The sequence below is a fragment of the Streptomyces hydrogenans genome (genome assembly GCF_014656075.1).
Classification (GTDB): Bacteria; Actinomycetota; Actinomycetes; order Streptomycetales; family Streptomycetaceae; genus Streptomyces; species Streptomyces hydrogenans.
In genome coordinates this window covers 1-11317 of sequence record NZ_BNBS01000183.1, presented here as the reverse complement: position 1 = coordinate 11317, position 11317 = coordinate 1, and the positions used below count along the sequence as shown (strand labels likewise).

At 73.3% G+C, this 11317-nt stretch carries 10 protein-coding genes and 1 pseudogene; 8 read left to right on the top strand and 3 right to left on the bottom strand.

Annotated features, from left to right (window positions below; all coding sequences use genetic code 11):
* The 6 genes from IE321_RS38690 to IE321_RS38665 form a co-directional block, all read left to right on the top strand.
* Positions 1–2241, top strand: a 2241-nt coding sequence (locus tag IE321_RS38690; RefSeq protein ID WP_506417412.1) for a polarized growth protein Scy-related protein, incomplete at its 5' end; no start/stop codon positions are given.
* Positions 2242–2355: 114 nt separating this feature from the next.
* Complete coding sequence (locus tag IE321_RS38685; protein WP_043219743.1) at positions 2356–3291, top strand: coiled-coil domain-containing protein; 936 nt, start codon at positions 2356–2358, stop codon at positions 3289–3291.
* An 86-nt stretch (positions 3292–3377) separates the two neighbouring features.
* On the top strand, positions 3378–4406 hold the full coding sequence (locus tag IE321_RS38680) for an ABC transporter ATP-binding protein (RefSeq protein ID WP_043219740.1): 1029 nt from the start codon (positions 3378–3380) through the stop codon (positions 4404–4406).
* A gap of 2 nt (positions 4407–4408) precedes the next feature.
* Positions 4409–5188, top strand: coding sequence for an ABC transporter permease (locus tag IE321_RS38675; RefSeq protein WP_043219737.1), 780 nt, complete (start codon positions 4409–4411; stop codon positions 5186–5188).
* A gap of 209 nt (positions 5189–5397) precedes the next feature.
* Positions 5398–6567, top strand: a complete 1170-nt coding sequence (locus IE321_RS38670) for an ATP-binding cassette domain-containing protein (protein ID WP_190226365.1) — start codon at positions 5398–5400, stop codon at positions 6565–6567.
* Complete coding sequence (locus IE321_RS38665; protein WP_190226364.1) at positions 6564–7400, top strand: ABC transporter permease; 837 nt, start codon at positions 6564–6566, stop codon at positions 7398–7400. The genes IE321_RS38670 and IE321_RS38665 overlap by 4 nt, the downstream gene beginning before the upstream one ends.
* Positions 7401–7413: 13 nt before the next feature.
* On the opposite strand, the gene IE321_RS38660 is transcribed toward IE321_RS38665, so the two are convergent.
* Positions 7414–7740, bottom strand: coding sequence for an Rv1322 family protein (locus tag IE321_RS38660; RefSeq protein WP_043219731.1), 327 nt, complete (start codon positions 7738–7740; stop codon positions 7414–7416).
* Between the two features lie 200 nt (positions 7741–7940).
* Between IE321_RS38660 and IE321_RS38655 the strand changes: the two genes are divergently transcribed.
* Positions 7941–8975 carry an LLM class flavin-dependent oxidoreductase gene (locus IE321_RS38655; RefSeq protein WP_190226363.1) on the top strand — a complete coding sequence of 345 codons (1035 nt, stop codon included), beginning with the start codon at positions 7941–7943 and terminating at the stop codon, positions 8973–8975.
* A gap of 128 nt (positions 8976–9103) precedes the next feature.
* Here IE321_RS38655 and IE321_RS38650 read toward each other — a convergent pair whose 3' ends face one another.
* Positions 9104–9496: an SCO5389 family protein gene (locus IE321_RS38650; RefSeq protein ID WP_043219726.1), complete on the bottom strand. Its 393-nt coding sequence runs from the start codon at positions 9494–9496 to the stop codon at positions 9104–9106.
* A gap of 227 nt (positions 9497–9723) precedes the next feature.
* Here IE321_RS38650 and nucS point away from each other — a divergent pair, with 227 nt between their 5' ends.
* The gene (gene nucS / locus IE321_RS38645) at positions 9724–10395 is read left to right on the top strand and encodes an endonuclease NucS (protein WP_190226362.1); all 672 of its coding nucleotides are present in this window, start codon (positions 9724–9726) and stop codon (positions 10393–10395) included.
* 85 nt (positions 10396–10480) lie between these two features.
* On the opposite strand, the pseudogene IE321_RS38640 reads toward nucS, so the two are convergent.
* Positions 10481–11317 (bottom strand): annotated as a pseudogene (locus tag IE321_RS38640) (ATP-binding protein); the annotation flags it as partial.

Sequence of the window (11317 nt, the reverse complement as noted above, 5' to 3'; positions counted from 1 at the left end):
CTGGCGCAGGTCGAGGAGGGCGACGCGGTGGTGACGGCCGCCGAGGCCCTGCCCGCGGCCCAGGAGGAGGCCGTCCGGCGCCGCCGGGAGGCCGAGGAGACCCTGGAGTCGGCCCGGTCCGAGGCGGGCCGGGAGCGCGAGCACGCCCGCGAGCGGTCCGAGGAGCTGCTGGCCGCCGCCCGCAAGCGGGTGGAGGAGGCGCAGGCCGAGGCGCAGCGCCTGGTCGAGGAGGCGGACGCCCGGGCCACCGAGATGGTGGGCGCCGCCGAGCACACCGCGCAGGAGGTCCGCGACGCGGTCGCCGGGCTGCGCGAGCAGGCCGAGGAGGAGGTCGCCGGGCTGCGCTCGGCCGCGGAGCACGCGGCGGAGCGGACCCGTACCGAGGCGCAGGAGGAGGCGGACCGGGTCCGTGCCGACGCGCACGGGGAGCGGGAGCGGGCGTCGGAGGACGCGGCTCGCACGCGGGCGCGTGCCCAGGAGGAGTCCGAGGCGGCGAAGGCGCTGGCCGAGCGGACGGTCGGGGACGCGATCGCGGAGGCCGAGAAGCTGCGGACGGACACCGCCGAGTACGCGCAGCGGGTACGGACCGAGGCGACGGACGCGCTGGCGTCGGCCGAGCAGGACGCGGCCCGCACCCGGGCGGACGCCCGGGAGGACGCCAACCGGATCCGTTCGGAGGCGGCCGAGAAGGCCGAGGGCGTGGTCGGCGGGGCGACGGCGGAGGCCGAGCGGATCGCGGCCGAGGCCGAGCAGGTCCTGGACGAGGCCCGCAAGGCCGCCGACCAGCGCCGCCAGGACGCGGCCGAGCAGGCCGACAGCCTGGTCGGCGAGGCGACGACGGAGGCGGAGCGGATCGGCGCGGAGGCCGTGCGGGTCCTGGACGAGGCCCGGAAGGACGCGGACCAGCGGCGGCAGGACGCGGCCGAGCAGGCCGACGCCCTGGTCGGCGAGGCGACGACGGAGGCCGCGCGGATCGCGGCCGAGTCGGCCGAGCTGCGCGAGACCACCGAGCGGGACGCGACCCGGCTGCGGACCGAGGCCGAGCAGGTCAAGACGGACGGCGAGGCGCACGCCCAGGCGCTGCGGACGGCGGCCCTGTCGGACGCCGAGCAGATCCTGGACGAGGCCCGTCAGGCCGCCGACAAGCGGCGCCAGGACGCGGCCGAGCAGGCCGACGCCCTCGTCGGCGAGGCGACGACGGAGGCCGGCCGGATCACCGACGAGGCGGTCGAGCTGGCCGAGTCGGTGACCGCCGACGCCCGGACGGAGGCGGAGCGGACCCTCGCGGACGCGGCCGGCGAGGCGGAGCGGCTGCGGACCGAGGGCGCCGAGGAGCTGGAGTCGGCCCGTCAGGACGCCGAGCGGATCCGTACGGAGTCGGCGCGGGTCAAGGAGGACGCCGAGGCGGCCGCCGAGCAGATGCGCTCCGAGGCGCGCGACGAGGCCGACCGGACGCTGGACGAGGCCCGCGAGGCCGGTGCCAGGAAGCGCGCGGACGCGGCCGAGCAGGCCGACCAGCTCATCGCCAAGGCCCGGGAGGAGGCGCTGCGCGCCACCGCCGAGGCGGAGACCCAAGCCGACACGATGGTCGGCGCGGCCCGCAAGGAGGCCGACCGGATCGTCGCCGAGGCGACCGTGGAGGGCAACGCGCTGGTGGAGAAGGCGCGGACCGACGCGGACGAGCTGCTGGTCGGGGCGCGGCAGGACGCGACCGCCATAAGGGAGCGGGCCGAGGAGCTGCGGGGCCGGATCGAGGGCGAGATCGAGGAGCTGCACGAGCGGGCGCGGCGCGAGTCGGCCGAGCAGATGAAGACGGCCGGCGAGCGCGTCGACAAGCTGGTGAAGGCCGCGGAGGAGCAGCGCGTCGAGGCCGACGAGAAGGCCAAGGAGATGATCTCGGAGGCGAGTTCGGAGGCCAGCAAGGTCCGGATCGCCGCGGTCAGGAAGGCCGACGCCCTCCTGAAGGAGGCCGAGCAGAAGAAGAGTTCGCTGGTGGCCGAGGCCGAGCGGATCAAGGCGGAGGCGGAGGCCGAGGCGGAGCGGCTGGTCGAGGAGGGCCGGCGCGAGCTGGAGACGCTGACCCGGCGTCGGACCGACATCAATGCCGAGATCTCCCGTGTCCAGGACGTACTGGAGGCGTTGGAGTCTTTCGAGACCCCGTCGGCCGGCACGAAGGACGGACTCAAGGCGGGCGCTTCCTCGGGGTCCACCCGTTCGAGTGGCAAGTCCCAGGACGGCTAGCCACTCAAAAGGCTGGACATTCTCCAGATCAAACGGGCATACGCTCGATGACACGCCGCTTCGGCCCCTAGGATTCCCTCTAACACCTCACCGGTCTCATTCGACAGGAACCCCATGAGCGACACATCCTCCCCCTTCGGCTTCGAGCTCGTGCGGCGTGGTTACGACCGCGGTCAGGTGGACGACCGCATTACCAAGCTCGTCGCCGACCGTGACAGCGCACTGGGCCGCATCACCTCTCTGGAGAAGCGCATCGAGGAACTCCACCTCGAGACGCAGAACGCCCAGGCCCAGGTGAGCGACGCGGAGCCGTCGTACGCCGGACTCGGCGCGCGGGTCGAGAAGATCCTCCGCCTCGCCGAGGAGGAGGCGAAGGACCTGCGCGAGGAGGCCCGTCGCGCCGCCGAGCAGCACCGCGAGCTGGCCGAGTCGGCCGCCCAGCAGGTGCGCAACGACGCGGAGTCGTTCGCGGCGGACCGCAAGTCGAAGGCGGAGGACGAGGGCGTCCGGATCGTCGAGAAGGCGCAGGGCGAGGCCAACTCGCTGCGTGCCGAGGCGCAGAAGGACGCGCAGTCGAAGCGCGAGGAGGCGGACGCCCTCTTCGAGGAGACCCGCGCCAAGGCCGCCCAGGCCGCCGCGGACTTCGAGACCAACCTGGCCAAGCGCCGCGAGCAGTCCGAGCGCGACCTGGCCTCCCGTCAGGCCAAGGCCGAGAAGCGCCTCGCCGAGATCGAGCACCGCGCCGAGCAGCTCCGCCTGGAGGCCGAGAAGCTCCGCACGGACGCCGAGCGCCGGGCCCGCCAGACGGTGGAGACCGCGCAGCGCCAGGCCGAGGACATCGTGGCCGACGCGAACGCCAAGGCCGACCGGATCCGTTCGGAATCGGAGCGCGAGCTGGCGGCGCTGACGAACCGCCGCGACTCCATCAACGCGCAGCTGACCAACGTCCGCGAGATGCTGGCGACGCTGACCGGTGCCGCGGTGGCGGCGGCGGGTTCCCCGCTGGACGAGGACCGCTCGGCGGGCGTCCCCGCGCAGCAGACCCGGTAAGCCCCGGCCGAGCCGGGAGCGCGTGCGTTCCGGACCCCCCGTCACTCCGGTGGCGGGGGGTTTCGCGCGCCCTTAGCTTGGTACGCATGATCGAGCTTGACGGACTGACGAAACGGTACGGGACGAAGACGGCGGTCGATCATCTCTCCTTCCAGGTCCGGCCGGGCATGATCACCGGCTTCCTGGGGCCCAACGGGGCGGGGAAGTCGACCACGATGCGGATGATGCTCGATCTGGACAACCCGACGAGCGGGACGGTGCGGATCGACGGCCGGCACTACCGCGAGCTGGACGAGCCGCTGAAGTACATCGGGGCGCTGCTGGACGCCAAGGCGATGCACGGGGGCCGGTCGGCGTACAACAACCTGCTGTGTCTGGCGCAGTCGAACCGGATCCCGGAGCGCCGGGTGGGTGAGGTGCTGGACCTGGTGGGTCTGACGGCGGTGGCGCGGAAGAAGTCGAAGGGCTTCTCGCTCGGCATGGGCCAGCGGCTCGGGATCGCGTCGGCACTGCTCGGCGATCCCGAGATCCTGATGTTCGACGAACCCGTCAATGGTCTGGACCCCGAGGGAATTCACTGGATCCGCAATCTGATGAAGTCGCTGGCGGCGGAAGGAAGAACGATCTTCGTCTCCAGTCATCTCATGAGTGAAATGGCGCTGACGGCCGATCATCTGATCGTCATCGGGCAGGGAAAGTTGCTGGCCGACATGTCGATGGCGGATTTCATCCAGCAGAATTCCCGGAGTTTCGTCCGGCTGCGCTCTCCGCAGCAGGAACGGCTGCGGGACGTGCTCCACGCCGACGGATTCGTGGTGGTCGAGGCCGGGAACGGCACCCTGGAGGTCGACGGGGCGACGACCGAGAAGCTGGGCGAGCTGGCGGCGGCGCACCAGCTGACGCTGCACGAGCTGAGTTCCCAGCGGGCCTCCCTGGAGGAGGCGTTCATGCAGATGACGGCGGGCGCGGTGGAGTACCACGCGCACGGCACCGACGTCCACGGCGGCGGCGTGCCCGAGGGCGGGCCGGCCGCGCCCGGCCCCGGGTGGGGCGCGCAGTCCGGCTGGGGTCCCGCGCGGACCCCGGAGGCCGGCCCGAACAGCGAGGGGGTCTGAGGATGGCGGCGGTACCTGCGGTCCTCCAGTCCGAGTGGACCAAGATCCGGACGGTCTCGTCGACGCTCTGGACCCTGGCGAGCGCGCTGATCGTCACGGTGGCGATGGGCGCGGCGCTCTCGGCGCTCCTGAAGTCGACCTTCGACGACCTGTCCGACGTGGAGCGGGCGACCTTCGACCCGACCTTCGTCAGCTTCTCCGGGATGGTGCTCGGCCAGCTGGCGATGGTGGTCTTCGGCGTGCTGGTGGTGGGGACCGAGTACTCCTCGGGCATGATCCGCACCTCGCTGGCGGCCGTCCCCCAGCGGGCCACGTTCCTCTTCTCCAAGGTCGCGGTGGCCGGGGCGCTCGCCCTGATCGTCGGCCTGGTGACGAGCTTCCTGTCGTTCTTCCTGGGGCAGGCGCTGCTCGGCGAGCACCGGACGACGATCGGCGCGGACAACGTGCTGCGGGCGGTGGTCGGCGGCGGGATCTACATGGGGCTGATCGCGCTCTTCTCGATGGGCGTGGCGACGATGCTCCGCTCCTCGATGTTGTCGCTGGGCATCCTGGTGCCGTTCTTCTTCCTGATCTCCCAGATCCTGTCGGCGGTGCCGAAGGCGAAGGAGGTCGCGAAGTACTTCCCCGACCAGGCCGGCTCCAAGATCATGCAGGTAGTGCCGGACGCGCTGGGATCGGAGAAGGCGCCGTACGGGCCGTGGGGCGGGCTCGGGATCATGCTGGTCTGGGTGGCGGCCTCGCTGCTCGGCGGCTATCTGGTGCTGAAGCGGCGGGACGCCTGAGGCACCGCCCGGCCGTACCGGACGCCCCGGAACCCCCGAAACGGGGTCCGGGGCGTCCCGGATTTCTCCCGGAGGTCTCGCTTCGGTCTCGCATCTCCGGCGCGGGAACCGTCAACGGCTGGATAAGCTCCTGACTCGTACGGGGGCCTTCCGGCCGCGCGCCGTCATGCCCCGATCGCACACCACCGACCTGTCGATGGGGCTGGAGAATGATCGAGGCAGTCGGCCTGACCAAGCGCTACGGCGCGAAGACGGCCGTGTACAACCTTTCCTTCCAGGTGAGGCCGGGTGTCGTCACCGGCTTCCTGGGCCCTAACGGCTCCGGCAAGTCGACCACGATGCGCATGATCCTGGGACTGGACGCGCCCACGTCCGGCCGGGTGACGATCGGCGGCCATCCCTTCCGGCAGCTGCCGAACGCGCCCCGGCAGGTCGGCGCCCTGCTCGACGCCAAGGCCGTGCACGGCGGCCGCAGCGCCCGCAACCACCTCCTCTCGCTGGCCCAGCTGGCCGGCATCCCGGCCCGCCGGGTGGACGAGGTGCTGGGCGTGGTCGGCCTCCAGGACGTGACCAAGCGGCGCTCCAAGGGCTTCTCGCTCGGCATGGGGCAGCGGCTCGGCATCGCGGCGGCCCTGCTCGGCGACCCCCAGGTGCTGCTCTTCGACGAGCCGGTCAACGGCCTCGACCCGGAGGGCATCCTCTGGGTGCGGAACCTGATGAAGAAGCTGGCGGCCGAGGGCCGCACGGTCTTCGTCTCCAGCCACCTCATGAGCGAGATGGCGCTGACGGCGGACCACCTGATCGTCATCGGCCGGGGGCAGCTGCTCGCCGACATGCCGGTGAAGCAGTTCATCTCGGCGAACTCGGCGGACTTCGCCCGGGTCCGCACCCCGGACACCGAGCCCGGGCAGCGGGAGAAGCTGTCGGGCGTGCTCGCCGAGGCCGGCGGCCAGGTCCTCTCGGAGACGGACGGGGCGCTGCGCGTCACCGGTCTGCCGCTGTCGAGGATCAGCGACCTGGCGCACGGGGCGGACGTACGGCTCTGGGAGCTGTCGCCGCACCAGGCGTCGCTGGAGGAGGCGTACATGCGGCTGACGCAGGGCGCGGTGGACTACCGCTCCAGCGACGACAAGCTGGCGCACCTCCAGGCGCCCCCGCAGCCCGGGCAGCCGGGGTACGGCCTGCCGCCGCAGCCGGTGGTCCCGGCGGACGTGCCGCAGCAGGGCTGGTACGCCCCGCCGCCGCCCGGACAGAACCCGTACGCCGCCGCCCCGCAGCCCCCCGCGGCCGCGCCGGCCCCGCCGCAGGCACCGCCTCCGTCGGCCGCCCCGCAGCAGAGCCTCCAGAAGCCGAGCGACACCACCGAGGACGCCCGATGACCGCCCCGACGCCGACCCCGACGCCTCCGCCGCCGTACGGCTACGTCTCCCCCATCCCGGTCCGCCGGGCGCACCTCGGCGACGCGCTCGCCTCGGAGTGGACGAAGATCCGCTCGGTGCGCTCCACGGTGTGGACGCTGGGGACGATGGTCCTGCTGATGCTGGTGATCGGTCTGGGCGTGGCCGCGATCGCCGCCGGCGAGGGCGGGAACATGGGCGAGGAGTCGGCGCTGCCGCTGGGCTTCTTCGGGATGCTGCCGGCGTCGATCTGCGTGATCACGCTGGGCGTGCTGACGATCTCGTCCGAGTACGGCACGGGCATGATCCGGACGACGCTGACGGCGTGCCCGAGCCGGGCCCGGGTGCTGACCGCGAAGGCGATCGTCTTCTTCCTGCTGGTCTTCACGGTGACCCTGGTGGTCGCCTTCGTGGTGGCGACCGCGCAGGTGGCGATGGTCGAGGCTGCGGAGCCGACGGGTGCGGAGTGGGCCCGGGCCACGGTCGGCGCGGCCGGCTTCATGGCGGTGCTCGGCCTGCTGTCGATGGGGGTCGGGGCGCTGGTGCGGCACTCGGCCGGGGCCATCACGGTGATGATCGGCGTGCTGCTGCTGCCGCTGGTGGCGGCGCTGTTCATGTTCGCGCCGGCGCTGAAGGGGGTCCAGGAGGCGCTGTTCACCTACTCGGTGCCCTCGCAGATGATCGCGCTGTACAGCGCGCAGCCGCCGTTCGGCGACAGCGGTCCGGCGGGCTGGGAGGCCCTCTTCACCCTGGTCGGGGTGGCCGCGGTGGCGGTGGGCGGCGCCTACGCGCTGCTGAACAGCCGGGACGTCTGAGGCTCCGCCGGGGTCAGTGCTTCGGCGCGTTGCGGGACCGCTGCACCCCGGGGGTGCGGCGGTCCTTCGCGTTCCAGCACGCCTTGTGCCAGTGGCGGCGGTCGTCGACGCCGCCGTACTCGGGCCAGGCGACGACGTGCGGGGCGCCGCCGGGGATCTCCTGGTCGCAGCCGGGGCAGCGGTAGCGCTTGCCCGGGGAGCTGGCGCCGGCGACGAGGCGGACGTACCACTCCTCGCCCTGCCAGGACTCGGTGCGCTGCGAGCCGCCGTACCGGTCGTCGCGGTCCTCCTGCGCCGTCGGCTTGGCGCCGCGGCGGGAACGGTGGTGACGCGGGGACACAGCACACCTCACGGGGTCGGGGAACACGGACCGTTCCCTCCAGCGTACGGGCCGCGACAGGGGCGCCGGAGCCCCGGTCCCGGCCCCCGGACCGAAAATCGCAAGAACTTCATACGGGGCCGTTGCCTTTGGCACGTGTCAGGCGTTGTTGCCGGTAACGAGGGGAAGTGAACGCGCCAGCCGCAAGGAGGCAGAAGGCGATGCGCGTAGGAACGTTCGTTCTGGCGGCCCAGTTTCCGGGCCAGGGGCAGGGTGAGGCGCTGCACCGGGCGGTGCGGACCGCCGAGGTGGCCGAGGAGGCGGGCCTGGACTCGGTCTGGCTGGCCGAGCACCATTTCGTGCCGTACGGCGTGTGCCCGTCGGCGGTGACGCTGGCGGCGGTGCTGCTGGGCCGCACCCGTCGGCTGCGGGTGGGCACGGCGGTGAGCGTGCTGCCGAGCGTCCACCCGGTCGCCCTCGGCGAGCAGGCGGCGCTGCTGCACGTCGTCTCGGGCGGCAGATTCACCCTCGGGGTGGGGCGCGGCGGGCCGTGGGTGGACCTGGAGGTGTTCGGCGCGGGCCTGGAGGCGTACGAGCGCGGCTTCCCGGAGGCCCTCGACCTGCTGCTGCGGTGGCTCACCGAGGCCCGGGTCGGTGCCGCGGGAGAACGATTCTCCTTCCGCGAGGTGGCGGTGGTGCCCCGGGCCGGCGAGCTCATCGGCGGTCCGGCGTCCCCGGAGGTGGTGGTCGCCTGCACCTCGCGGAACAGCGTGCGGCTGGCCGCCGAGCGGGGGCTGCCGATGCTCCTCGGCATGCACTGCGGGGACGAGGAGAAGGCGGAGATGGTCACCGCCTGGGCGCGCTGGGCGCGGGAGGCGGGCCGGGATCCCGAGGAGGTCGCGCGGATCGCCGCCGGCCACGTCTCGGCGGGCGTGGTGCAGCTCGCGGACCGCACCCGGGAGGCGGCGGAGACGCTGGTGAAGGCGATGCCCGGCTGGCTGAAACAGGGCCTGGACGCGCATGTGACGGTGGACGGCCGGCACCGCGCGATGCGGGATCCGGTGGCGTACACCGAGCTGCTCTGCTCGCTGCACCCGGTGGGCACCCCGGAGCTGGCGGCGGACCGGCTGGCGGCGACCGCGGAGCGCACCGGCATCACGCGCTTCGCGCTGCTCGCCGAGGGCTCCGGCGACCTGGCCGCGACGGAGGAGAACCTGCGGCGGCTGGGCGCCGAGGTCCTCCCCCGGCTGGGCTGAGGGCAGGGCCGTGCCGCCGCCCCGGCGTCCCCGCGATCGGTGCGCGTCGACACGCACCGATCGCGGCTCCCGCGACGCGGGGCGGCGGCATTCGAGTCCCGACGGGTCCCGGCGGCGACGGTCGGACCTCAGCAGTCGCGGAGTTCCGGCGACTGGTTGAGCAGCTGGCCCCGTATCGAGGTGAAGCGGGCGAGCCGCTCGTCCACCGCGGGGTCCAGCGGGAAGACGGCCACGCGGTGGCAGTTCTGGAAGGCCAGACGCACCCCGAAGTGGCGCTGGAGCGCACCGCGGATCGCGTCGCTCGCCAGCGCGCGCAGCAGCTGGCCGCGTGCCTGCTCGTCGGGCGGCGGCGTCTGGTTGTCGGCGAACTCTCCGCCTTCCACCTCCAGCTGGGCCACCAGAGAGCTGATCATCTCCCACGCGAAGGGCAGGGAGGTCCGGACGCAGTCGACGAAGGCGGCTTCGTCGACCTCGCCTCGCTCGGCCTGTTCCAACAGTGCCGGTGAGACGTCGAGCGACATGGGTTCTCCTCTCGCGACCCCGCGGACGGGGTCTGTGCGGGCAGGGACGAGGGCCGACGTACGCCACGCAGCGTGCACGGACGACGACCTCCAGCTTCCACGGTAAGCGCGCGGTCCGGCCCGCACCAGGCGATTGGGCACACAACAGGCCGATAACCGACGGGTGTTCGGCTCACACAGGTGCCCGAATCGCGTAGAAGGGCGCTCCTCTTGTAGCGTTGCCGACCATGCGTCTCGTCATTGCCCGTTGCTCCGTGGACTACGCGGGCCGGCTCACGGCCCACCTGCCCTCCGCACCCCGTCTGATCCTGATCAAGGCAGACGGCAGCGTCTCCATCCACGCGGACGACCGGGCGTACAAACCGCTCAACTGGATGTCCCCGCCGTGCACGCTCAAGGAAGGTGCCGACGGTGAGGCCGGCATCTGGACGGTGATCAACAAAGCGGGCGAGAAACTGATCATCACGATGGAGGAGATCCTCCACGACTCGTCCCACGAACTGGGTGTGGACCCGGGTCTCATCAAGGACGGCGTCGAGGCGCACCTCCAGGAGCTGCTGGCCGACCGCATCGAGACCCTGGGCGAGGGCTGGACGCTGGTCCGCCGCGAGTACCCGACGGCCATCGGTCCGGTCGACATCCTCTGCCGGGACGCCGACGGCGCCACCGTCGCCATCGAGATCAAGCGGCGCGGCGAGATCGACGGCGTCGAGCAGCTGACCCGCTACCTGGAGCTGCTCAACCGCGACCCGCACCTCGCCCCCGTGAAGGGCGTCTTCGCGGCGCAGGAGATCAAGCCGCAGGCGCGGGTCCTGGCGACCGACCGCGGGATCGACTGCGTGGTGCTCGACTACAACGCCCTGCGCGGCATCGAGGACGACAAGCTGCGGCTGTTCTGAGCCGGACGGTCCGGGAACACGACGAAGGGGACGGCCCCGGGCGCATCGCGCGCCCGGGGCCGTCCCCTTCCCGTTCTTCCGCCGCTCAGCTCACGGGGGTCTCGGAGCCGGTGGGGGCGCCGTCGAGGGTGGAGGAGGCGCTGGAGCCGGGGGCCTCGCTGCTGGCCGTCTCGGACGGTTCCGGCTGCGTGGTCGTCGGGGGCGGGGTGGTCGGCGGCGGCGTGGTGGGCGGCGGCGTGACGGGCGGCTTGGTCGTGGTCGGCACGCTGGTCGGCGGCCGGCTGGTGGTGCGGGTCGGCGCCGGCCGGGTGCTCGTCGGCCGGGGCGACGTCGTCGTCGGCGCCGTCGTGGTCCCCGGCGCGCTCGACGAGGGGTCCGGGGAGTCCGGGGCGCCGGTCGACGGGGAGCCGGTCGCCGTGGCGTCCGTGCCGGTCGCCGTCGGGGTGGCGCCGGAGGTGGTGGGGCCGGGCGAGCCGGAGGCGGTGGGCGTGCCGGTGGCGGCCGGGTCGCCGGACTCGCCGCCCTCGGCGGGGGCGCCGTCGTCGGTGCCCGGGTCCTCGGCGCCGCCCTGGTCCGCCGTGCTGTCGGTGGAGACGGTGCCGGAGGTGGGCGCGTCGTCGTTGCCGGAGGTGGCGCCGAGGGTGACCACGGTGCCGAGGACGGCGACCAGGAGCGCGCCGGCGCCGACGGCCGCGAGGTTGCGGCGGGTGCCGTCGAGGATGCCCGCCGCGAGGCCGCGGCGCGGGGCCGGGGCGGCGGGAGCGGGGACGGTGACGGACCGGCCGACGACCGTGGGGCCCTCGTCGGCGAAGTCCTTGAAGTCCGGGAAGTCGGGGAAGGCGGGGACGACACCGGTCGGTGCGGGCACCGGCGGCAGGAGCTCGGTCGGCGGCTCGGCGGGGGCCGGGGCGGCCGCGGTGCC